Consider the following 21265-nt stretch of genomic DNA (forward strand, 5'->3'; position numbering starts at 1 on the left):
GCGGCGCGATCATCCCCACACTGTCATTGCGAGCGCAGCGAAGCAATCCAGACTGTCTTCGCGGAAAGATCCTGGATTGCTTCGCTGCGCTCGCAATGACGAGGCTTAAGCGGCGCCCGCCTCACACCCCAAAATCCCTTCCTCGATCGCCTTGATCTGGAGCGCGAGATATTTTGAGTTGATCCGGCACTGCGCGAGGCTGCCGGCGATGAACCAGAGGCCGGGTTGCCCGGTGCGCGCATACATGTTGCGCAGCTCCAGGCCGTCGCCAAAGCCCCAGACCGGGCCGACGCGGTCGGCGACCCCGTCGCCGAACAGTTTTCGCACCAGATATTCCTGCGGCTTGTAACCGGTGGAGAGCACGATGAGGTCGGCCGGAATGGTCGCGCCGTCTTTCATCCGTGCGCCTTCGGCCGTGAAGCTCTCGACGTCTGCAAACTGCCTGAGCCCGATCGCGCCCTCGACGATCAGGTTGGAGCAGCCGACATTGAAATAATAGCCACCACCGCGGGTGAGGTATTTGAACTGCCAGCCGGTGCCGGCCTCGCCGAAGTCGAGCTTGAATCCGACTTTGCGCAGGCCGTCGAGCAGCTCCTTGTCGAGCTCCTTCGACTGTTCGGTCAGCATCACATGGGTTTTCTTCGCGAGCGGCGTCGGCATCGAGGTCGCGATCAGGTCGTTGTCCTCGAGCGTACCTTCGTTGTAGGTCGCATAGGCGAGCTGGGCCGACGGCTCGATATTGGTGACCAGCGTCGGCGAGCGCTGCACCAGTGTCACCTCGGCGCCGCTCGAGCAGAGATCCTGCGCGATGTCGTGGCCGCTGTTGCCGGTGCCGATCACGATGGCGCGCTTGCCGGTCCAGTTCTCGCCGTCCTCGTAGCGGCTGGAATGCAGCAACGTGCCTTTGAAATTGGCGAGGGTCGGAATATCTGGCACGTTGGCGATGCCGCTGACGCCGGTCGCCATCACCACATGGCGCGGCTGCATGATGCGCTTGCTGCCGTCGGCGCGCCGCAGCGTGACGGTCCAGCAGCCCTTCGCGTCGTCGTAGGCGCCGCCCTCGAACTCGGTGCCAGTCCAGAAATCCAGCTCCATCGCGTCGACATAGGCTTCGAACCAGTTGGCGAGCTTGTCCTTCGGGATGTAGGTCGGCCAGCTGGGCGGGAACGGCATGTAGGGCATGTGATTGACCTGCACCTGGTTGTGCAGGGTGAGCGCGTGATAGCGCTTGCGCCAATTATCGCCGATCCGCGTCTCGCGATCGACGATCAGCGTGTCGATCTTCAATTGCTTCAGCCGTGCTGCAATCGCAAGGCCGGCCTGGCCGCCTCCGACCACCAGCACGGCTGGATCGCGATCGGCGTAGTCGCGCGCTGCGTTACGCAGATCGAGCCAGTTCGGCCCGCGGAAATCGCGTGAATAGGCCTGCCCCCGCGGTCGCGACGTGCCGAGCTGCTCCTCGAACCCTTTGAGCTCATCGAGCGCGGTGAGCAGTGTCCACGCCTTCAGCCGGTCGCCATCGGCGGTATCGGGCACGAGCCGAACGATGCCGCTGCCGCGACCGATCACGGTCTCGAAATTGAAAATGATCTCGATATTGCTGGTGCCGGCGCGCGTGACCCAGCGCGGCGCCGCGCGGTTGGGCGCGATCGTGAAGCTGGTCGGCGCCGCCGGTGGCGCGAGCGCCCTCAGCGCTTGAGCAATCCGGTCGTGGCCCGCGATCGTCTGCAGGTTCCAGCTCAGCGCCAGCACATCGCGCCAAAAACTGTCGGCGAGGAAGAGATGGTCGAGTGCGGCCGGATCGGGCTTGCCGAGCGTGCGCTCGAACTCATCGAGCCAGGCTTGCGCCGAGACGGAAATATCCTTCGTCTTGTCCAGCATGCGCGACCTCGTGGCCGTCTTCGCGGCGTTTCCTCTGAGGTTGACGCTATACCGGTTCGACGGGCCTCGAAAGCGGTTTACCCGAGCAGCGAGAGCATGTGGCCCTGCTCCGGCGGAATACGCCCTTTCAGCGTGTCGAGAAACACCTGCCGCACCGCGTCGGGGCCGCGGCCCTCGACCACGGTCAGGCTTCTCTCCAGCAGCGGCGCAAAGCCGGACCATGCTGCGCCAAAGCGCTGCTCGATGCCGCCCGGGCCCCATTCCTTGGCGCGCTTGCGGATCTGGTCGGGCGCGAAGAACCAGCGCGGCTTTGCACCGGGCAGCGCGCCTTCGTCGGGCTCGGTGGCGCGATGCGTCAATCCGACGCGTACGGAGCATTTCATCCGGTCGCCGAAGTGCTGATGCAATCCGGCGCGCAGCGCACTGTTGCCGGCCATGTCAACGAAGGCGACCGGCGCGCCCGATGGCAACGACGCAATGCGGTCATAGGTGACGACCTCGTCATAGCAACCGAGCGACGCGACAAAGCCGGCATTGCCGGCGGACGTCAGCCCGATCACCTTGCGGCCGCGCGCGTGCAGCAGATGGGCGAGGCCGAACGCGGTCTTGCTCGAGGCGCTGGAGAGCAGCACCGTGCGGGCGCCGAAGTCGTCGTTCTCGGCCAGAAAGTCGTCGACCAGGAACGACAGCATGAACAGCGGCCGCAGCAGCGCCTGGTAATCGCCCTTCCGGCCGGCGTAAGCGGGATCGCCGCTGACGCGGGCATAGGCGTTGTAGACCGGCGCCACGCCCTGCCGGTGTGCGGCACCGTCGCGAAGGCCGCGCTTGCTGACGTCCGTCGCCTCGATGACGAGATGCGTCGCCATCGGGAAATAGCCGAATAGGCGCTCGCCCACGGCGATGTTCGGATGACTGGACGCGACCACCTCGCCAAAGCCCCATACCGGAATGTTGCCAAAACCGTTCGGCGCGGGAAAGAGCTGCCAGTATTTCAACTCGTCGCCCATCACCGCGTAGGTGATGTTGTTGGCGGTGAAGGCGAAGCGGTCGACCTTGACGAGCAGGGCATCAGGCGGCAGCGTATCCGCGCCGGGAAGCTCGGTTGCGACCACCTTGCACTGGTCGAGGTCATTTTTCGCAACGACGAAGTCGATCGATGTCATGGCTTTGATCCCGGCTTTGTCCGCGCCGGCATTTCATCGTTCACCCATGATCCTTTTGCAACAGCAACATAGTTTAAAACGCCGTTCGCAGCCGTTCGTTACGCGCCGGCGCGCGCGTGGCCCGCCCAATAGGGCTCCCGGAGCTTGCGCTTGAAGATCTTTCCCGTCGCCTCGCGCGGCAGCGCGTCGCGGAATTCGACGACCTTCGGCACCTTGAAATTGGCGAGCCGCTCGCGCAGGAACAACTGAACCGCGGCGGGCGAGAGCGCTGCGCCCGGCTCCGGCTCGACATAAGCGCAGAGCCGCTCGCCAAATTCGGCGTCGGGAATGCCGAACACGGCGCAGTCGCGCACGCCGGGCATTCCGATCAGCGCGTTCTCGATCTCGGCGGGGTAGATGTTGACGCCGCCGGAGATCACCATGTCGCGCTTGCGGTCGCACAGGAACAGATAGCCGTCCTGGTCGAGATAGCCGACGTCGCCGACGCTGACGAGACCGTCGCGGCCGGCCTCGGCGCGGGCCTCGGCCTTGCCGTGATAGTCGAAATCCGGCACCGAGGCCTGCCGCATGTAGATTTCACCGGGTTCGTTGACGTCGCACGGGCTGCCGTCGGCGCGGAAGATCTTGACGACACCGCCCTCGATGGCGCGGCCGACGGTGCCGGGCTTCTTCAGCGCTTCCTCGGCGGAGTGCCACACCGGAATCCCGGTCTCGGTCGAGCCGAAATATTCGTTGATGACGCCTCCCCACCAATCGATCATCGCCTTCTTCACGTCGGGCGGGCAGGGCGCCGCGCCATGAACGACAAAGCGCAGCGAGGACAAGTCGTAACGTCGCTTCACGTCGTCGGGCAGCCGCAGCAGGCGCACGAACATCGTCGGAACCATATGCATGTGCGTGACGCGATGGCGCTCAATCAGTTGCAGCAGGTCTTCGGGATCGAAGCGCGGCTCCAGCACGATGGTGCAGCCACTGCGATAGGCCAGCATGCCGTAGGAGTGCGGAGCGGAATGGTACATCGGGCCGTTCATCAGCACGACCTGATCCTCGTTCGGCTTCACGCCATAGGCGATCGCCCCGACGCGCTCGGAGGCCGCGACCTGCTCGGGCCGCATCGGGAGGCGCCGCACCCCCTTCGGCATGCCCGTCGTGCCCGATGTGTAGAACATCGGCGCGCTGCGACGTGGCGGCTGGGTGAGTTCCGCCTGGCTGTCCCGCCATTTGTCCCAATCGGTCAATCCGTCCGGCACCTTTGTGAGTGTAGCGGGGATGTCGAACGCGCCGGCGATCTCCGGCGGCGTCGGCAGGACCATCAGCGCCAGGCCGTCCGGCAGGCCGTCGCGAATCTGCGGCAGCAGGTCGGCATGGCAGATCAGGATGTCGGCGCCGCTGTCGGCCAGGATATAGCGGACTTCGGCGGCCTTCAGGTGCCAGTTGATCGGCACCACCGGTCGGCCGAGCGCGGCGGAAGCCGCGACGACCTCGAACAGGGCGAAGTCATTGCGCAGCATCATGGCGACCGGCGTGCCCTCGCGCCCGCCAAGCGTGCTGATCCCGCCTGCGGCCCGTCTGATCCGCGCATGGAGGTCTGGATAATCGATCCGGCGCTCGCCGCTGATGATCATGGGATGTCCTCTACCGGTCATCGAGAATGCCGCCGAACGGCACCCAGCTCTTGCCGTTGAAGCGGCGGAGCTGAAGCTGCTGGAACGGCAGATAGTCGTCCGGACCGGTCGACACGCTCATTCCAGGCAACAGCAGCGGCAGCTTCACCTCTTTCAGCGACGCGGCCTGCTTCAAGATGTTGTCGCGGCTGACATCGTCCTTGCAGGCGCTCAGCACCGTCATCAGCAGCGTGGCATAATGATAGCCCGCGGCGTAGTTGGAGTTCGAGAGATCCGCGGTCGGCATGTATTGCTTCATGAATGCGAAATAGGACTTCACGCCGGGATCGTCGGCCCATTGCGGGTCCATCGTGTCCTTCTGGTTGCTCGACGAGATCAGTCCGACCGCATTGTCCAGTCCCGCTGGTTCCAGGAACGAGATCGAGGAGGCCGAGGTGGGCACGAAGAACAGCTCCGGCTTCCAGCCGATCTCGGCTACGCCCTTGACCATCTGCGAGGTGAACTTGCCGAGCACGACGCCAAACAGCACGTTGGCGCCAGATGCCTTCAACGTCGAGAGCTGCGAGCTGATCGTCGGCGCGCTGGTCTCGTAGCTTGCCTCCGCGATGATCATGCCGGCGGCTTTGGCTCCGAGCGCGCGCTTGAAGCCCGCAACATAGTCGCGGCCGAAATCGTCGTTCTGGGACAGGATCGCGATCTTCGCGTCGGGCTTGGACTGCAAGATGTACTTGGCATAGACGACGCCCTCGGATTCGTAGGCCGCCATGCCCGGCATCGTCCACGGGTTCTTCTGCGGATCGGCCCATTTGGTGGCGCCCGAGAGCACGAACAGCTGCGGCACCTTCTTGGCGTTGAGGTAACGCTGCACGGCGCTGTTGGTGGCGGTGCCGAGCGAGCCGAACATCATCAGCACCTCGTCCTGCTCCACCAGCTTGCGGGTCTGCTCGACCGTCTTCGGCGGCGAGTAGGCGTCGTCCAGCGTGATGAACTTGACCTTGCGGCCGTTGATGCCGCCCTCCGCGTTGACCTTCTCGAAGAACGCCTCCTGCGTCCGTCCGATCGCGCCGAAGCCGGATGCCGGACCGCTATAGGGCAGGGTCTGTCCGATCCGGATCTCGTCCGCACCGGCGCTGCCGGCGGCAAGCGTCAGCAACGACAGGCCTGTCAGCGCGGCTGTCAGCTTCATGATGTCCTCCCGTTTGTCTTTTCAGTCCAATTTTCTTGTCGGACCAAGCCGTCAGGCGCTGGCGCGCATCAGGAAATCCTGCCGGGCCTGATCGAATTCGCCCTTCATCCGGTCGACCAGCTCGGCGACCGGAGGCGCATCCAGGATCTGGCCGATGCCCTGGCCCGAGCCCCAGATGTCGCGCCACGCCTTGGATTTCATGTTGCCGCCGGAGCCGAAATTCATCTTCGTTTTGTCGGCGACCGGGAGATTGTCCGGATCGAGCCCGGCGGCGGCGATCGAGGGGCCCAGATAGTTGCCGTGCACGCCGGTGAACAGGTTGGTGTAGACGATGTCGTGCGCGGCGTGCTGCGTCAGCGCGGCCTTGTAGGCTTCGTCGGCATTGGCTTCCTTCGTCGCGATGAAGCGCGTGCCCATATAGGCGAGGTCGGCGCCCAGCGTCAGCGCGGAGGCAATGCCAAAACCGTCGCTGATCGCGCCCGACAGCAGGATCGCGCCGTCGAACCATTGCTTGACCTCGCGCACCAGCGCGAACGGCGACAGCATGCCGGCATGTCCGCCGGCGCCGGCGCACACCAGGATCAGTCCGTCGACGCCTTGCTCCGCGGCCTTGCGCGCATGCTTGACGTTGATGACGTCGTGGAACACCAGTCCGCCATAGGAGTGCGCGGCCTCGACGATCTCGGCGGGCGGCCGCAGCGAGGTGATGATGATGGGCGCCCTGTGCTTCACACAGGTTTCCATGTCCTTCATCAGCCGGTCGTTGGAGGCGTGGCAGATCTGGTTGACGGCGTAGGGCGCGACCTTCTTGCCGGGATTGCGCGATTTGTATTCGCCGAGCTCGTCCTCGATGCGGCTCAGCCACTCGTCGAGCTTTTCCACCGGACGGGCGTTGAGCGCCGGAAACGAGCCGACGACACCGGCCTTGCACTGGGCGATCACCAGCTCCGGCCCTGAGACGATGAACAGGGGCGAGCCGACCACGGGCAGCTCCAGATTGTTCTTGAGCAGAGCGGGCAGTGCCATCCGATCCTCCTGACGACGCGCGTCAACGGCCTGCTGGCCGGGGGTGAGCGCTTCCATGTCGATTGTCGCGCCCGGCGGGGTGTCCGCCGCTGGCGTGTTTGACTCCACTATAGGGTTGGACGGCGGGCGGGGATCGTTCAATATTGAACAAGCGGATATTCAGATTTGTACGGAGCTGACGTGGATTGGGATCTCTGCAAGACCTTCGTTGCGGTCGCCGACACCGGCAGCTTCACCGCTGCGGCAAAACGTCTGCATGCCAGCCATCCGACCGTCAGCCGCAAGATCGCGGCGCTGGAGGCACAGCTCGGCACCAAGCTGCTGGCGCGGGCCGCCGATGGCTTCGTGCTCACCGCCGACGGACGTACGCTGCGCGAGCATGCGGAGGCGATGGCGACCGCTGCGCTCCGGGCCGAGGCCGCCGTAGGTGCCGGCGGGCGCAAGGCGCGCGGCACCGTCAAGCTGTCGATCGGAGCAACGCTGGCCTCGCACTGGCTGATGCCGCGGCTGCGCTCTTTTCTCGGCGCACATGATCACATTCGGCTCGAGATCATCACCCATCCGTTTCCGGCCAGCGTGCGGCGGCGGGAGGCCGACGTCGTGCTGCGACCGGTCGATAGCGGCGAGGAAAATCTGGTCGGTCGCAGGGTCGGCCGCCTCGGCACCGGCTTCTATGCCTCGCGCGAATATGCCGCGGGCCGGTCCATGCCGGAGCGGAGCGGCGAGTGGAAGGGGCACAGCGTCATCGGCTTCGCCGATCAGGATTCGAACGCGCAACTGGCGCGCTGGAGCGATGCGATCACCCGGCAAGGCACCATGGTGATGCGCTGCTCGTCGCAGGGCGACATGCTGGCGGCGGTGCGCGCCGGAATCGGCATCTCCGCGCTGTCCTGCTTCGTCGCGGAGAGCTATCCGGACCTCGTGCGTGTCGCGCCGCAGAAACTCGTCAGCGTCGCCGATCTCTGGCTGCTCGCCCATCCCGATCTGGTCGAGTTGTCCGCGGTGCGGGCCGTCATCGACTTCGTCGCCGAATGCGCCCGCGCCGATCGCGAGCGGCTGCGGGGCTAGGGCTGGTTGCTGATGACACCTTCGCGCTTCTTGATCACGCGATAATAGCTCCACCACAGATGCGCGGCTGCCCCGCGCAGCGGCCGCCAGGGTTCGGCGAGCGGCGCCATCTGCTTCTCCGTCGGCCGCGCCTGAAGGCCCAGGCCAACTTTGATCCCCTCCTGCACGGCGATGTCGCCGGCCGGCCAGGCATCGCCGTGCCCGAGGCAGAACAGCAGGTAGACGTCGGCCGTCCATGGCCCGATGCCGGGCAGCGCGATCAGCGTATGGTGCGCGGCCTCGGCGTCTTCCTCGGCGAGCACGTCGAGGTTCAGCCGCTGCGCATTGATCTCGCGCGCGAGATGTTTCAGCGTCTTGATCTTGGCGGCAGACAGGCCGAGCCGTCCCAGCCGGTCGGTGCGGGCGCGGCTCACGGCCTCATGGTCGAACGGATCGAACGCGGCCGACAGCCGCCCCCAGATCGCTGCGGCGCTCGCGGTCGAAAGCTGCTGCCCGCAAACGATGTGGGCGAGCCCCGTAAAACCCGGCTCACGCCGCCGCAAGGCGGGCATGCCGGCGATCTCGAGCACGGGCTTGAGGCGCGGGTCGCGCTTGATCAGCGCGTGGACGGCGTCTTCGAGATCGGACTGGGTTTCGAGGTGGATGGTCATTTGGGTCGGCAAACTCTCTCCGGCGTCATGGCCGGGCTGGACCCGGCCATCCACGTCTCTCTAACCACACGACATCTAGCATGGGTGACAGTGTTCGTATCTGTCCACGACTTGACACGATCGCTGTATCGCACCGAAGAACGTGGATGGCCGGGACATAGGCGAGCGGAAGCGACGCCGTCCCTTCGGACGGCTATGCCCGGCCATGACGAGTTTCACCGCATGGCGCCACCCGTTTTCCGATTTGCCCCCAGCCCGAATGGCCTCTTGCATCTCGGCCACGCCTATTCGGCGCTGCTCAACTTCGACCGCGCGCGCGAGACCGGCGGGCGGCTGTTGCTGCGGATCGAGGACATCGACGCGACGCGCTGCCGGCCGGAATATGAGACGGCGATCTACGACGACCTCGCCTGGCTCGGCATCGCCTGGGAAACGCCGGTGCGGCGGCAGTCGGAGCATCTCGCCGTTTACCGCGCCGCGCTCGAAAAACTCTCGGCGCTTGGTCTCGTCTATCCCGCGTTCGAAAGCCGCGCGGAGATCGCCAGGCTCGTGGCCGCGCGCGAGGCCGCCGGGCCATGGCCTCGCGATCCCGACGGTGCACCGCTTTATCAGGGTGACGCCAAATCGCTGTCGGCCGGCGAGCGCGACCGGCTGATTGCATCTGGCGTGCCTTACGCGCTGCGGCTCGACATGGCGGCCGCCTGCCGGCGCGTTGCCGGTCTGACCTGGAACGAGCTTGGCGAGGGGCCCGATGGCGAGCGCGGCATCGTCGCGGCGCGACCGGAGGCCTGGGGCGACGTCATCCTGGCCCGCAAGGAGACGCCGACCAGCTACCATTTGTCCGTCGTCGTCGACGACGCGCTTCAGGGCATCAGCGAGGTCGTGCGGGGGCAGGACCTGTTTCATGCCACCTCGGTTCACCGCCTGCTCCAGATCCTGCTCGATCTGCCGGAACCCGCCTATCGCCACCACGCCCTGATTCTGGACGAGGCGGGTCGGAAGTTGTCGAAATCGGACCGCTCGACCGGCCTGCGCGAGCTGCGCGCTGCCGGCGCCACGCCCGCCGGCATCCGCCGGTTGGTGGGATTAGGTTAAGTTTCTCTGGGGGTTAGCAAAACGCCGCCGTGACTCCGGGGGTTCCCCCGTGCGATGCTTGCTTGAGAGCCTGGGGATCGAAGGGGACCCTTCGAAGGGATTCATGGCGGCGAAAACGCGCTCAGCGCGCACCACGCGAACGTCCAGGCGACCGCCTCGGAAGCGGTCCGGGGCGACCGGCCGGTTGCGCAAGCGCAGCGCCAAGGCCGTGGCGCCGGACGTGGTCCAGGCCGCGCTCGCCGCCTTCGCCCATGAGGTCCGTACCCCCCTGACCGGTATTCTCGCGATCAGCGACCTGCTCGCCACCTCCGATCTCGGCGAGCGCGAGCGGCGCTGGGCCGACACCATCAAGGCCGGTGCTGAGCATCTGGCGAGCCTTGCCACCCTGTTCGTCGATGCCGCAAGGACCGGCAAGGGGGCGGGCAAGGGTGGAAGTGCCTTGCGGCAGGATTTGTTCGATCTGCGCGCGCTCGCCCGCAGCGCGGGCGATTCGCTCGCCGGACGCGCCGCGGCCAAGGGCCTCCAGGCCCAGGTCGATATCTCCGAGAAGCTGCCGGGGCTGGTGGTCGGCGATTCCGTCCGCCTGCGCGCCGCGCTCGAGAACCTGATCGACAATGCCGTCAAATTTACCGAGCAGGGCGGTGTCGCGCTCGCGGTCGCGCCTTGGCGTCCCGCCAAAGGCAAGGCCAGAGACAAGGCGAAGGGCAAGGTCGGCGTCGCCTTCGCGGTGTCCGACAGCGGCATCGGCCTGACCATGGCCGAGATCAAGCGGCTGTTCCGCCCCTTCACCCAGGCCAATGTCACCATCGCCTCGCGCTTCGGCGGCGCCGGCTTGGGCCTTTCCTCGGTCAAGCAACTGGCGCGCGCGATGGGCGGCGACATCACGGTCGCACCGCGGCGCGGCGGCGGCGCCACCTTCACGTTGACCATGTCGCTCGACGCGACGGAATCGCGCAGGTCCCGCAAGTCGAAGGGCGAAGCCGAGGCGGATGCGATGGCCGCGCTGCGCGTGCTCAGTGTCGAGGACAACCCGTTCGGCCGCGTCGTGCTCAACACCATCCTGACCGAGCTCGGCCACCATGCCGAGTTCATCGGGCGCGGCGAGGACGCGGTGAACCGGCTCGCGCAGGGCGCGTTCGATGCGGTGCTGATGGACATGGTGCTGCCTGGCATCGACGGCGTCGAGGCCATCAGGCGGATCCGGACCATGCCGGCGCCGCTGGCTCAGATCCCCATCATCGGCGTATCCGGCCGTGGCGAGGACGAGGCGGCCTCGCGCGAGGCCGGCGCCGACGCCTTCCTGGTCAAGCCTGTGTCTCCGCGCGCTTTAGCGACTGCGCTGCTTGAAGCGAAACGCCGTGAGGAAGCCGCGACTTGATGATCGCGGCGTTGAGTTCGCCGCCGTAGACGAAGATCGCGGCGATGAAATACAGGAACACCAGCGCGATGATCACCGAGGCGAGCCCCGCATACATCGTCACGTAGTTGTTGGCGAAGCGCGCCAGATATTGGCCGAACACGATGCCCGAGATCAGCGACGCCACGATGGTGAAGACGATGCCGGGCAGGATCTGGAGGAAGGCGCGCCGTCCCGCCGGCAGCCAGGCATGCAGGATGATCAGCGCCACCACCAGCGCACCCACGGTGATGCCGTAGCGCAGCCAGGTGAGGATGCTCTCGTTGGACTCGACGACCAGCGGGATATGGCGCCGCGCCGCCTCGATGAAGAGCGGTCCGAGTACGATCAGGAACGCCATGGCAAGCGCGGTGAAGGCCGCGACCAGCGTGTAGCCGATCGATTCAAGGCGCAACCAATACCAGCGCCGCATCTCCACCACCGCATAGGCGCGGTTCAGCGCGACGCGGAGCGCCTCGACGCCATTGGAGGCGAAATACACCGACAGCGCTGCGCCGATCGTCAGCACGCCGGTGCGGGTCGTGGTCAAAACGTCGTGGACTTCCCCCGAGATCGAATCGGCGACCTGCTTCGGCCAGACCTGAAGCATCAGGCTTGCGGCCTGATCGGCAAGTTCCTTGGAGCCGAAGAAGCCGGCGAGCGAGGTCAGCACGATCAGGAACGGGAACAGCGCCATCAGCGTCGACAGCGCGATATGGCTCGCGATCGCCCAGCCGTCGTCGGCGAGGAAGGTGTAGAAGGCGTCTTCCACGACGACGTAGATGGTGCGGATTGCCCTCACGCGCCCACCTACACGACATCTGCCGCTCGCTCGCCCCGTGCGCGGGGAGAGGCGAAAAAGCCGGGCAATTGGCGCAGACCAGAAATCATCGCACTACCATCTGATATTATTGACCTAAAAGCCAGATCGCGAAGCGCCCCCGTCGTCATTCCGGGCTCGATGCTTCGCATCGCCCCGGAATGACGGCGGCGGCTGCCGCGGCACCATGGCGCATCCGCAAGCACGGTGTTATCTACCCCAAATGGCATCTCTCCTGAGTACTTTCATCCTGCCGGTAGCGGCCGGCGCCGTGGCGGTGGTGCTGCTGCTCGGTCTCGTCAACATGATGCGCGGCGGCTCGCCAAACACCTCGCAGAAGCTGATGCGCTGGCGCGTGCTGCTTCAGTTCGTGGCGATCGTGATTGCCATGCTCGCAGTCTGGGCGATGGGGCGTTAAAAATGGTCACGCTGAATCGCATCTATACGAAGACCGGTGACGACGGCACGACGGCGCTCGGAACGGGTGAGCGCCGTCCGAAATATGATCTGCGCATCGAAGCCTATGGCACCGTGGACGAGACCAATGCCGCGATCGGCGTTGTCAGGCTCCACACCCATGACATGTCCGAGTTCGACGCGATGCTCGGCCGCATCCAGAATGATCTGTTCGACCTCGGCGCGGACCTCGCGGTGCCCGAGCGTGAAGGCAAGGCCGAGCGGCTGCGGGTGGTGGCAAGCCAGGTCGAGCGGCTCGAACGCGACATCGACGCGCTCAACGACAAGCTGGCGCCGCTCACCTCCTTCGTGCTGCCGGGCGGCACGCCGGCCGCCGCCTACCTCCACGTTGCCCGTACGATTTGCCGCAGGGCGGAACGCGTGATGGTGGAACTGGCGGCCCGGCCCGGCGAGCCCGTGGGCGCTGCTGGCATCCAGTATATGAACCGCCTGTCGGACTTCCTGTTCGTTGCCAGCCGTGCCGCCAACCATAATGGTGCCGGCGACGTGCTCTGGGTTCCGGGCCAGAATCGCTGACCCATTGAGGTCGATATTTCTAAGGTCTAAAATTTGGCCCTGTCGCGCGTTGACCGGGCCGGATCAGGCCTTTAGGTTCCGCGCCAGTTGATAACCCCCCTCCCAAATTGAGTGAAAGAGGATCGATGAAGGTCTTGGTGCCGGTAAAGCGGGTGGTTGATTACAACGTCAAGGTCCGCGTCAAGGGCGATGGATCGGGCGTTGAACTCGCCAACGTGAAGATGTCGATGAACCCGTTCGACGAAATCGCGGTCGAGGAAGCGTTGCGCCTGAAGGAAGGCGGCAAGGCCACCGAGGTCGTCGTGGTTTCCATTGGACCGGCGCAGGCCTCGGAGACGATCCGCACCGGTCTCGCCATGGGCGCTGACCGCGGCATCCTGGTGAAGGTTGATGGCACCGTCGAGCCGCTCGCGGTCGCGAAGATTCTGAAGAAGATCGCCGACGAAGAGCAGCCCGGCCTGATCATCCTCGGCAAGCAGGCGATCGACGACGACAGCAACCAGACCGGTCAGATGCTGGCAGCGCTGCTCGGCTGGTCGCAGGCGACGTTTGCTTCGAAGCTCGAGGTCGAAGGTTCTGACTTCAAGGTCACCCGCGAAGTCGACGGCGGTCTGCAGACCGTGAAGCTGAAGGGACCGGCGATCGTCACCACCGATCTCCGTCTCAACGAGCCGCGCTATGCCTCGCTGCCCAACATCATGAAGGCCAAGAAGAAGCCGATCGCGGAGAAGACCGTCGCCGATTACGGCGTCGACGTCGCCGCGCGTCTCGAGGTTCTCAAGACGACGGAGCCGGCGGGCCGCAAGGCGGGCGTCAAGGTCAAGGACGTCGCCGAGCTGGTGTCGAAACTCAAGAACGAAGCCGGGGTGCTCTGATGACGACGCTTCTGATTGCCGAACACGACAATGCGTCGCTGAAGGACGCGACCAACAAGGCCCTGACCGCGGCTGCCGCGCTCGGCGCGGATGTCGACGTGCTGGTGGCCGGCCAGAACGCCAAGGCTGCGGCGGATGCCGCCGCCAAGCTTGCCGGCGTGAAGAAGGTGCTGCTTGCCGAGGGCGAGACTTACGCCCACGATCTCGCCGAGCCGCTGGCCGCGCTGATCGTCTCGCTGGCTTCCGGCTATGACGCGATCGTCGCGCCCGCGACCTCGCGCTTCAAGAATGTGATGCCGCGTGTCGCAGCCCTGCTCGACGTCATGCAGGTCTCCGAGATCACCAAGGTGGTCGCCCCTGACACCTATGAGCGCCCGATCTATGCCGGCAACGCCATCCAGACGGTGAAGTCGAAGGACGCCAAGAAGGTCATCACGGTGCGCACCTCGACCTTCGCGGCGGCAGGTGAAGGCGGCAGCGCCGCGGTCGAGAACGTCGCTGCGGCGGCCGATCCGGGCCTGTCGTCCTTCGTCGGCGAGGAAGTCGCCAAGAGCGACCGCCCCGAGCTGACCTCGGCCAAGATCATCGTCTCCGGTGGCCGTGCCATGCAGAGCCGCGAGAACTTCGCCAAGTACATCGAGCCGCTCGCCGACAAGCTCGGTGCCGGCGTCGGTGCCTCGCGCGCGGCGGTGGATGCCGGCTATGCGCCGAACGACTGGCAGGTCGGCCAGACCGGCAAGGTGGTGGCCCCTGAGCTCTATGTCGCGGTGGGCATTTCCGGCGCGATCCAGCATCTGGCCGGCATGAAGGACTCCAAGGTGATCGTCGCGATCAACAAGGACGAGGACGCGCCGATCTTCCAGGTCGCCGATTACGGCCTGGTCGCCGACCTCTACCAGGCGGTTCCTGAGCTCACCGAAGCGCTCGCCAAGCTCGGCAAGTAAAAACGCGCTAAAAACACCGGCCGGAGTGGTACACTCCGGCCGGTTTTTCTTTTTCAAGGCGTTTTCTTTGGCGTGGGGCACGCCGGGGAAGCGATCCAATCTAGGTTTCGAGCCAGGATTCTGATCTAATCGAGTTTCTGATTAAATCGGACCTCCCGGCTCGGGGGATGAGGCAGGCGCGATCTGCGCGCCGTTCCGGTGGATGACATTATGGCGGCAGTGATCAAGAAGGTCGGCGTGATCGGCGCGGGTCAGATGGGCAATGGCATCGCGCATGTCGCGGCGCTGGCCGGTTTCGACGTGGTGCTCAACGACGTCTCGGCCGACCGGCTCAAGTCGGGCATGGCCACCATCAATGGCAATCTGGCGCGCCAGGTCTCCAAGAAGGCCGTCAGCGAGGACGACAAGACCAAGGCGATGGCGCGCATCAAGCTCGCCGAGAAGCTCGACGACCTCGCCGATTGCGACCTCGTGATCGAGACCGCGGTCGAGAAGGAAGAGGTCAAGCGCAAGATCTTCCACGAGCTCTGCGCGGTGCTGAAGCCGGAGGCGATCGTCGCCTCCGATACCTCCTCGATCTCGATCACGCGGCTAGCCGCCGCCACCGACCGGCCCGAGCGCTTCATCGGCATTCACTTCATGAATCCGGTGCCGCTGATGGAGCTGGTCGAGCTGATCCGCGGCATCGCCACCGACGACCAGACCTTCGAGGCGTCCAAGGAATTCGTCTCCAAGCTCGGCAAGCAGGTCGCGGTCTCCGAGGATTTCCCGGCCTTCATCGTCAATCGTATCCTGCTGCCGATGATCAACGAGGCGATCTACACGCTGTATGAAGGCGTCGGCAATGTCGAGGCCATCGACGCGGCGATGAAGCTTGGCGCGCATCATCCGATGGGCCCGCTCGAGCTCGCCGATTTCATCGGCCTCGATACCTGCCTGTCGATCATGCAGGTGCTGCATGAGGGCCTCGCCGACTCCAAATATCGCCCGTGCCCGCTGCTGGTGAAATACGTCGAGGCCGGCTGGCTCGGTCGCAAGACCCAGCGCGGCTTCTACGACTACCGCGGCGCCAAGCCGGTTCCGACGCGCTGATCCAGTTTCCGGTGCCGTAGGGTGGGCAAAGGCGCAAAGCGCCGTGCCCACCATCTCTCCAATGATGCGGTGGAAATTGGTGGGCACGCTTCCGCCTTCGCTCTTCGAGCTACGGCGGTCAAGCCGCTTTGCTCACCCTACGGCGCTATCGCCCTCCGGCCGTGCATCCGCACCGTGACAATTCATGTCGCATTAACCCATCGCCCCTAGGCTGCGCCCGGTAAGAGGGTTTGCGTAATGGACATGATGGCGATGGTCAGCACCATGCTGGCCGCTCAGCAAGGCGCGCTGCAGTCGAATATCACGGCGACGCTGATGAAGCAGAATGCGGACGCGGAGAAGTCCACCGTCCTGACGCTGCTCGGCGCCGGTCAGCCCTCGCTCGCCAATGTCGGCGCCGGCGTCGGCGGCAACCTCAACGTCACCGCCTAAGACACACCGCCTAGAGCGACGCGGCGGCCTTGCCCGTCGCAGCCCGGATCAGCTTGAGCGCGTCCTCGCTCGCCCATTCCGCCGGCCCCGCGATCGTCGCGATCTCGCAGCCCTGTGGGTCGACCAGCACCGAGGTCGGCATGCCTAGGGCCCGGCCTATGGCTTTAAGATCCTGGAAAACCTTGGCTTTCTGATCGCTAAAATAGCCGAGCCGGGTCAGATTGGCCTCTTTCAGGAACGTCTTGGGCTTCTCGGCGTCGCGGGTGTCGATGTTGATCGCCACCACCTCGAAATTCGGGCCCGAAAGCTTGCCCTGGAGCTCGTCCAGCGCCGGCATTTCCTTGCGGCAGGGCACGCACCAGGTGGCCCAGAGATTGACCAGCAGCGTCTTGCCGCGGAAATCGGACAGCTTCTTCGGCTTGCCGTCGGCGTCCTCGAAGACCAGATCGGGCAGTTTTAGCGGCGCGCTCGCCACGGTCAGGGCGGCCAGTTCGCCATGGGCGAGGGGAGCGATTTTTTGCGCCGTTGCCACCGCGGCCCGGCAGGCCGGATCGCCTGAGGGCGCCCGGTTCAGGCCCAGCCCGTACAGCGCGGCGAAGCCGGCCAGCCCCCCGATCGCCACAGTGGCGATGACGAGGGGGATCCGGCGCGTGGCGGAGGGCGTCTTGTCGAGCATATCGTTTGTCATCCGGTCGCAGATATGGCTATCAGGGGCCTCTTAATACGGCTGGCTCCGGCCAGCAAACGTGCGGCAGCAGCGGCAAGCAAGGCGTGAGCAGGGGATCATGAGCAACAAGATGTGGGGCGGCCGGTTCTCGGAGCGCCCCGATGAGATCATGGAAGAGATCAACGTCTCCATCGACGTCGATCGTCACCTCTTTGCCCAGGACATTGCCGCATCCAAGGCGCACGCCGCGATGCTTGCCGCGCAGGGCATCATCACGGGCTCTGATGCGAAAAATATCGGCAAGGGTCTAGACACGATTTTGTCAGAGATCGGCAAGGGCGGCTTCACGTTCAAGCGCGCGCTCGAAGATATCCATATGAACGTCGAGAGCCGCCTGTCCGAGCTGATCGGCCCCGCCGCCGGCCGGCTGCACACCGCGCGTTCGCGCAACGACCAGGTTGCGACCGATTTCCGTCTCTATGTCCGCGACGTTCTCGACGAGACCGATGCCGCGCTCGCCGCATTCCAGGCCGCGCTCGTCAATCGCGCGCTCGAACATGCCGCGACCGTGATGCCCGGCTTCACGCATCTGCAGACCGCGCAGCCCGTGACCTTCGGCCATCATCTGCTCGCCTATGTCGAGATGGCGGCGCGCGATCGCGGCCGTTTCCAGGACGCGCGCAAGCGGCTCAATGAATCGCCGCTCGGCGCCGCCGCGCTCGCCGGCACCTCGTTCCCGATCGACCGCCACGCGACCGCGAAGGCGCTCGGCTTCGACCGCCCGATGGCGAACTCGCTCGATGCGGTCTCCGATCGCGACTTCGTGCTGGAGACGCTGTCGGCGGCCTCGATCTGCGCGGTGCACATGTCGCGCTTTGCCGAAGAGATCGTGATCTGGACCTCGCCGCTGGTCGGTCTCATCCGCCTCAGCGACAAGTTCACCACCGGATCCTCGATCATGCCGCAGAAGCGCAACCCGGATGCCGCCGAGCTCGTGCGCGCCAAGACCGGCCGCGTCATCGGCGCGCTCAATGGCCTCCTGATCGTGATGAAGGGCCTGCCGCTCGCCTATCAAAAGGACATGCAGGAGGACAAGCAGGGCGCGATGGAGGGCTTTGCTGCCCTGTCGCTCGCGATCCGCGCCATGACCGGCATGGTCCGCGATCTCGTGCCCGACGAAGCGAAGATGAGGGCGGCGGCGGGCGAGGGCTATGCCACCGCGACCGACCTTGCCGACTGGCTGGTGCGGACGCTGAAGATGCCGTTCCGCGACGCCCACCACGTCACCGGCCGTATCGTGGCGAAGGCCGCCGAGGGCAGCGTGGCGCTGCACGAGCTGCCGCTGAAGGAGATGCAGGCAATCGAGCCCAAGATCACCAAGGAGGTGCTCGGCGTGCTCTCGGTCGAATCGTCGGTGAAGAGCCGGACCAGCTTCGGCGGCACCGCGCCGAAGAACGTGGCGTCGCAGGCCAAGGCCTGGGCGAAGCGGCTGGAAAAAGAGCGAAAATTGGGCTGAGGGCAAAATTTCGCTTATGTTTCATGGTCATCCGGCTCTCGCCAGAGCGTGCCAATCTCTGTATGGTGCGGCCCGCGTAGTGGGGATTTCGTCGTGACGTCAAAGTTTCGCCCGGCCGGCTCGGGGTGGGCCATCATTGTCTTGAGCCTGACGGCGCTCGCGCTTGCCGGCTGCGGCCGCAAGGGCCCGCTGGATCTGCCGCCGACCGCCTCCAGTGCATCCACGGCCAATGTCGCAGCTCCAACCGACACCGAGACGGAAGCCCAGAGGACGCCGAGCGTGTTCAATCCCGGCTACGGTGCGGACGCGGCGCCTGCCGCCGCCAAGGGCAAGAAGAAATCGTTTATCCTCGACCCGCTCCTGGACGAACCTCCCGGCAAAAAATGAGCCGGGATAGCTGAGCTGACGCCATGAACCATTTTGACTATCGCAACGGCGTGCTGCACGCCGAGGCCGTGAACCTGTCCGAGCTGGCCGCAACCGTCGGTACGCCGTTCTATTGCTATTCGACCGCGACGCTCGAGCGGCACTACCGCGTCTTCACCGACGCCTTCGCCGGCGAGAAGGTGCTGGTCTGCTATGCCATGAAGGCGAATTCCAACCAGTCGGTGCTGCGCACGCTGGCCAAGCTCGGGGCCGGCGCCGACGTGGTCTCCGGCGGCGAATTGAAGCGTGCGCTGGCCGCCGGCATTCCCGCCAGCAAGATCCTGTTCTCCGGCGTCGGCAAGACCGAAACCGAATTGCGCGCCGCGCTCGCCGCCGACATCCTCTGCCTCAACGTCGAATCCGAGCCCGAGCTCGAGCTGTTGTCGCGGCTTGCGACCGAGATGGGCAAGACCGCGCGCATCTCCGTGCGCGTCAATCCCGACGTCGATGCCGGCACGCACGCCAAGATCTCGACCGGCAAGTCCGAGAACAAGTTCGGCATTCCGATCGCCTATGCCCGCGAGGTCTATGCACGCGCTGCAAAACTTCCGGGCATCGAGGTCACAGGCACTGACGTGCATATCGGCAGCCAGATCACCGATCTCTCCAAGATGGAGACTGCGTTCCGCATCCTCTCCGAATTCGTGCAGACCCTGCGCAGCGACGGTCACAACATCAGCCACGTCGATTTCGGCGGCGGCCTCGGCATTCCCTATTACATGGACCGCGAGGCGCCGCCGGCGCCCGACGCCTATGCCGCCATGGTCAAGCGCGTCAGCCACAATCTCGGCTGTACGCTGATGTTCGAGCCCGGCCGCATGATCGTCGGCAATGCCGGCATCCTGGTCGCCAAGGTGATCTATGTGAAGCACGGCGACGGCAAGAATTTCGTCATCATCGACGCCGCCATGAACGATTTGATCCGCCCGACGCTGTACGAGGCGCATCACGACATTTTGCCGGTGACGCAGCCGGCCGCGGGCGCCGCCACGATCATGGCCGACGTCGTCGGCCCGGTCTGCGAGACCGGCGACTATCTCGCATTGGATCGCACGCTGCCGACGCCGAAGCCTGGCGATCTCATCGCCATCATGACCGCGGGCGCCTATGGCGCGGTGCAGGCCGGCACCTACAACACGCGGGCGCTGGTGCCGGAAGTGCTGGTGAAGGGCGATCAATACGCCGTGGTGCGCCCGCGCATCGAGGTCGAGCAGCTGATCGCGATGGATACGCCGGCGCCGTGGTTGTGACGGATTGAGGGGCGGTAAAGCGCTTCAACAATTTCGCTGTCGTCCCCGCGTACGCGGGGACCCATAACCACAGGGTGTAGTTGTTGGCTGAGCTGTAACTCCGAGTCCCCGTAACCACATCCGCCTGTGGTTATGGGTCCCGGGCTCGCGCTTCGCGCGCCCCGGGACGACGAGGAGAGCGCTACTTCCCGGCCAATCCACCCTTCGTTCCGCCGACCACAACTCCCGCCTTCTTCTCGATCGGCTTGATCGCCGCGGTGAAGTCGGACTCGGCGCCTTCCGCGCTGATCACGGTCTCCCATAGCCGTCCGACCGCGTCCGCGACCTCCATCGACAGGCCGAGCTGCTTCATCTCCTCCAGCGCTAGCCGCACGTCCTTCACCATCAGCCCCGTGGCGAAGCCGAAGTCGAAGGTGCGAGGCAGCACCGAGCGCGGAAACTTGTCGCGGCTCGCGGTGTTCATGCCGGAGCCGGCATTGATGACGTCGATCATCACCGCGGGATCGAGCCCCGCCTTGACGCCCATCACCACCGCTTCCGAGGTCGCCACGATCGCGGTCGCCGACAGGAAATTGTTGGCGAGCTTCATGGTCTGCGCCGCGCCCGGCTTCTCGCCGATGAAGAACACTTTTCCGATCACGTCGAGCGCGGGCTTGAGCAGCTCGAACTCGGCTTTGGGCCCCGAGACCATCACCGCCAGCGTGCCCTTCTCGGCGCCGCCGACGCCGCCGGAGACGGGGCAGTCGATCTGCACGATGTCGCGTTTCGCCAGCAGGCCGTGGATCTTCGCCGCCATCGTCGAGCCGACGGTGGAGAGATCGATGAAGCGCTTGGCGCGGCTCCCTTCGATCACGCCGTTAGCCCCTGTGGCGACTTCGAGCGACGCCTGCAGCGAGGGCAGGCTCGCCATGACAGTCTCGACCTGGTCGGCGACGTCCTTCGGCGAGGTTGCAGCGGTGGCCCCGCGCGCCACGAGCTTGTCGACGGCCTCCTTGCGGGTGTCGAACACGACGAGCTTGTGCCCGGCCTCGATCAGCCGCCGCGCCATCGGGAAACCCATGTTTCCGAGGCCGATGAATCCGATGTGCATGGTGTTTCCTTCTTTCTTCTTCGTTGTTCGTTGGATGTGAGGCGGCGATCATTCTCTGCTCGTCGTCCCG

Annotated in this window: 21 protein-coding genes; 12 read left to right on the plus strand and 9 right to left on the minus strand. The window is 65.4% G+C overall.

The window, feature by feature from the left end; all coding sequences use genetic code 11:
* Positions 1-105: 105 nt before the first annotated feature.
* The 5 genes from ABIA90_RS38925 to ABIA90_RS38945 form a co-directional block, all read right to left on the minus strand.
* Complete coding sequence (locus ABIA90_RS38925; protein WP_354121508.1) at positions 106-1881, minus strand: flavin-containing monooxygenase; 1776 nt, start codon at positions 1879-1881, stop codon at positions 106-108.
* A gap of 77 nt (positions 1882-1958) precedes the next feature.
* Positions 1959-3044 (minus strand): DUF2855 family protein, encoded by a 1086-nt coding sequence (locus tag ABIA90_RS38930; RefSeq protein WP_354121509.1) that lies wholly within the window; start codon positions 3042-3044, stop codon positions 1959-1961.
* 98 nt (positions 3045-3142) lie between these two features.
* On the minus strand, positions 3143-4669 hold the full coding sequence (locus ABIA90_RS38935) for an acyl-CoA synthetase (RefSeq protein ID WP_071909332.1): 1527 nt from the start codon (positions 4667-4669) through the stop codon (positions 3143-3145).
* A 10-nt stretch (positions 4670-4679) separates the two neighbouring features.
* Positions 4680-5855 carry an ABC transporter substrate-binding protein gene (locus tag ABIA90_RS38940; RefSeq protein WP_071909333.1) on the minus strand — a complete coding sequence of 392 codons (1176 nt, stop codon included), beginning with the start codon at positions 5853-5855 and terminating at the stop codon, positions 4680-4682.
* Positions 5856-5906: 51 nt separating this feature from the next.
* On the minus strand, positions 5907-6881 hold the full coding sequence (locus ABIA90_RS38945) for an NAD(P)H-dependent flavin oxidoreductase (RefSeq protein ID WP_071917101.1): 975 nt from the start codon (positions 6879-6881) through the stop codon (positions 5907-5909).
* Positions 6882-7061: 180 nt separating this feature from the next.
* On the opposite strand from ABIA90_RS38945, the gene ABIA90_RS38950 reads away from it, so the two are divergent.
* Positions 7062-7949, plus strand: coding sequence for a LysR family transcriptional regulator (locus tag ABIA90_RS38950; RefSeq protein ID WP_071909334.1), 888 nt, complete (start codon positions 7062-7064; stop codon positions 7947-7949).
* Here the strand turns inward: ABIA90_RS38950 and ABIA90_RS38955 are convergent.
* The gene (locus ABIA90_RS38955; protein WP_063985797.1) at positions 7946-8599 is read right to left on the minus strand and encodes a DNA-3-methyladenine glycosylase family protein; all 654 of its coding nucleotides are present in this window, start codon (positions 8597-8599) and stop codon (positions 7946-7948) included. The genes ABIA90_RS38950 and ABIA90_RS38955 overlap by 4 nt on opposite strands.
* A gap of 222 nt (positions 8600-8821) precedes the next feature.
* Between ABIA90_RS38955 and gluQRS the strand changes: the two genes are divergently transcribed.
* Both gluQRS and ABIA90_RS38965 read left to right on the plus strand, forming a co-directional pair.
* Complete coding sequence (gluQRS, locus tag ABIA90_RS38960) at positions 8822-9694, plus strand: tRNA glutamyl-Q(34) synthetase GluQRS (RefSeq protein ID WP_354121510.1); 873 nt, start codon at positions 8822-8824, stop codon at positions 9692-9694.
* A 103-nt stretch (positions 9695-9797) separates the two neighbouring features.
* The gene (locus ABIA90_RS38965; RefSeq protein ID WP_354121511.1) at positions 9798-11072 is read left to right on the plus strand and encodes an ATP-binding protein; all 1275 of its coding nucleotides are present in this window, start codon (positions 9798-9800) and stop codon (positions 11070-11072) included.
* Here the strand turns inward: ABIA90_RS38965 and ABIA90_RS38970 are convergent.
* Positions 10999-11892: a YihY/virulence factor BrkB family protein gene (locus ABIA90_RS38970; protein ID WP_071909336.1), complete on the minus strand. Its 894-nt coding sequence runs from the start codon at positions 11890-11892 to the stop codon at positions 10999-11001. The genes ABIA90_RS38965 and ABIA90_RS38970 overlap by 74 nt on opposite strands.
* Before the next feature lie 241 nt (positions 11893-12133).
* On the opposite strand from ABIA90_RS38970, the gene ABIA90_RS38975 reads away from it, so the two are divergent.
* The 6 genes from ABIA90_RS38975 to ABIA90_RS39000 all read left to right on the plus strand — a co-directional run bounded on the left by ABIA90_RS38975 (position 12134) and on the right by ABIA90_RS39000 (position 16246).
* Positions 12134-12328 carry a twin transmembrane helix small protein gene (locus ABIA90_RS38975; RefSeq protein ID WP_028147306.1) on the plus strand — a complete coding sequence of 65 codons (195 nt, stop codon included), beginning with the start codon at positions 12134-12136 and terminating at the stop codon, positions 12326-12328.
* Positions 12329-12330: 2 nt separating this feature from the next.
* On the plus strand, positions 12331-12903 hold the full coding sequence (locus ABIA90_RS38980; protein WP_063985794.1) for a cob(I)yrinic acid a,c-diamide adenosyltransferase: 573 nt from the start codon (positions 12331-12333) through the stop codon (positions 12901-12903).
* Positions 12904-13028: 125 nt separating this feature from the next.
* Positions 13029-13778 carry an electron transfer flavoprotein subunit beta/FixA family protein gene (locus ABIA90_RS38985; protein WP_071909337.1) on the plus strand — a complete coding sequence of 250 codons (750 nt, stop codon included), beginning with the start codon at positions 13029-13031 and terminating at the stop codon, positions 13776-13778.
* Positions 13778-14722, plus strand: coding sequence for an electron transfer flavoprotein subunit alpha/FixB family protein (locus ABIA90_RS38990; RefSeq protein WP_063985793.1), 945 nt, complete (start codon positions 13778-13780; stop codon positions 14720-14722). Before ABIA90_RS38985 ends, ABIA90_RS38990 begins: the two co-directional genes overlap by 1 nt.
* A gap of 210 nt (positions 14723-14932) precedes the next feature.
* Entirely contained in the window at positions 14933-15814 is an 882-nt protein-coding gene (locus ABIA90_RS38995) for a 3-hydroxybutyryl-CoA dehydrogenase (RefSeq protein WP_063985792.1), read from the plus strand.
* Positions 15815-16051: 237 nt separating this feature from the next.
* On the plus strand, positions 16052-16246 hold the full coding sequence (locus ABIA90_RS39000) for a hypothetical protein (RefSeq protein WP_014491648.1): 195 nt from the start codon (positions 16052-16054) through the stop codon (positions 16244-16246).
* Between the two features lie 10 nt (positions 16247-16256).
* On the opposite strand, the gene tlpA is transcribed toward ABIA90_RS39000, so the two are convergent.
* Positions 16257-16922: a thiol:disulfide interchange protein TlpA gene (gene tlpA / locus ABIA90_RS39005; protein ID WP_063985791.1), complete on the minus strand. Its 666-nt coding sequence runs from the start codon at positions 16920-16922 to the stop codon at positions 16257-16259.
* Positions 16923-17031: 109 nt separating this feature from the next.
* Between tlpA and argH the strand changes: the two genes are divergently transcribed.
* The 3 genes from argH (at position 17032) to lysA (ending at position 20105) form a co-directional block, all read left to right on the plus strand.
* A complete protein-coding gene (gene argH / locus ABIA90_RS39010) occupies positions 17032-18429 on the plus strand; it encodes an argininosuccinate lyase (protein WP_354121512.1) in 1398 nt (465 codons plus the stop codon).
* A gap of 93 nt (positions 18430-18522) precedes the next feature.
* Positions 18523-18816 carry an LPS translocon maturation chaperone LptM gene (lptM, locus tag ABIA90_RS39015; RefSeq protein ID WP_063985789.1) on the plus strand — a complete coding sequence of 98 codons (294 nt, stop codon included), beginning with the start codon at positions 18523-18525 and terminating at the stop codon, positions 18814-18816.
* Between the two features lie 23 nt (positions 18817-18839).
* A complete protein-coding gene (gene lysA, locus ABIA90_RS39020) occupies positions 18840-20105 on the plus strand; it encodes a diaminopimelate decarboxylase (protein ID WP_354121513.1) in 1266 nt (421 codons plus the stop codon).
* Positions 20106-20286: 181 nt separating this feature from the next.
* Here the strand turns inward: lysA and ABIA90_RS39025 are convergent, their stop codons facing one another.
* On the minus strand, positions 20287-21195 hold the full coding sequence (locus ABIA90_RS39025; protein ID WP_354121514.1) for an NAD(P)-dependent oxidoreductase: 909 nt from the start codon (positions 21193-21195) through the stop codon (positions 20287-20289).
* Positions 21196-21265 lie beyond the last annotated feature (70 nt).

Origin of the sequence: Bradyrhizobium sp. LA6.8, assembly GCF_040547935.1 — a bacterium.
GTDB lineage: Bacteria > Pseudomonadota > Alphaproteobacteria > Rhizobiales > Xanthobacteraceae > Bradyrhizobium > Bradyrhizobium barranii.

What these genes read in the sequence shown, in the direction of transcription:
- ABIA90_RS38925 (WP_354121508.1), bottom strand. Translation starts at nt 1,881, where the DNA reads ATGCTGGACAAGACGAAGGATATTTCCGTCTCGGCGCAAGCCTGGCTC.
- ABIA90_RS38930 (WP_354121509.1), bottom strand. Translation starts at nt 3,044, where the DNA reads ATGACATCGATCGACTTCGTCGTTGCGAAAAATGACCTCGACCAGTGC.
- ABIA90_RS38935 (WP_071909332.1), bottom strand. Translation starts at nt 4,669, where the DNA reads ATGATCATCAGCGGCGAGCGCCGGATCGATTATCCAGACCTCCATGCG.
- ABIA90_RS38940 (WP_071909333.1), bottom strand. Translation starts at nt 5,855, where the DNA reads ATGAAGCTGACAGCCGCGCTGACAGGCCTGTCGTTGCTGACGCTTGCC.
- ABIA90_RS38945 (WP_071917101.1), bottom strand. Translation starts at nt 6,881, where the DNA reads ATGGCACTGCCCGCTCTGCTCAAGAACAATCTGGAGCTGCCCGTGGTC.
- ABIA90_RS38955 (WP_063985797.1), bottom strand. Translation starts at nt 8,599, where the DNA reads ATGACCATCCACCTCGAAACCCAGTCCGATCTCGAAGACGCCGTCCAC.
- gluQRS (WP_354121510.1), top strand. Translation starts at nt 8,822, where the DNA reads ATGGCGCCACCCGTTTTCCGATTTGCCCCCAGCCCGAATGGCCTCTTG.
- ABIA90_RS38965 (WP_354121511.1), top strand. Translation starts at nt 9,798, where the DNA reads ATGGCGGCGAAAACGCGCTCAGCGCGCACCACGCGAACGTCCAGGCGA.
- ABIA90_RS38975 (WP_028147306.1), top strand. Translation starts at nt 12,134, where the DNA reads ATGGCATCTCTCCTGAGTACTTTCATCCTGCCGGTAGCGGCCGGCGCC.
- ABIA90_RS38980 (WP_063985794.1), top strand. Translation starts at nt 12,331, where the DNA reads ATGGTCACGCTGAATCGCATCTATACGAAGACCGGTGACGACGGCACG.
- ABIA90_RS38985 (WP_071909337.1), top strand. Translation starts at nt 13,029, where the DNA reads ATGAAGGTCTTGGTGCCGGTAAAGCGGGTGGTTGATTACAACGTCAAG.
- ABIA90_RS38990 (WP_063985793.1), top strand. Translation starts at nt 13,778, where the DNA reads ATGACGACGCTTCTGATTGCCGAACACGACAATGCGTCGCTGAAGGAC.
- ABIA90_RS38995 (WP_063985792.1), top strand. Translation starts at nt 14,933, where the DNA reads ATGGCGGCAGTGATCAAGAAGGTCGGCGTGATCGGCGCGGGTCAGATG.
- ABIA90_RS39000 (WP_014491648.1), top strand. Translation starts at nt 16,052, where the DNA reads ATGGACATGATGGCGATGGTCAGCACCATGCTGGCCGCTCAGCAAGGC.
- tlpA (WP_063985791.1), bottom strand. Translation starts at nt 16,922, where the DNA reads ATGCTCGACAAGACGCCCTCCGCCACGCGCCGGATCCCCCTCGTCATC.
- argH (WP_354121512.1), top strand. Translation starts at nt 17,032, where the DNA reads ATGAGCAACAAGATGTGGGGCGGCCGGTTCTCGGAGCGCCCCGATGAG.
- lysA (WP_354121513.1), top strand. Translation starts at nt 18,840, where the DNA reads ATGAACCATTTTGACTATCGCAACGGCGTGCTGCACGCCGAGGCCGTG.
- ABIA90_RS39025 (WP_354121514.1), bottom strand. Translation starts at nt 21,195, where the DNA reads ATGCACATCGGATTCATCGGCCTCGGAAACATGGGTTTCCCGATGGCG.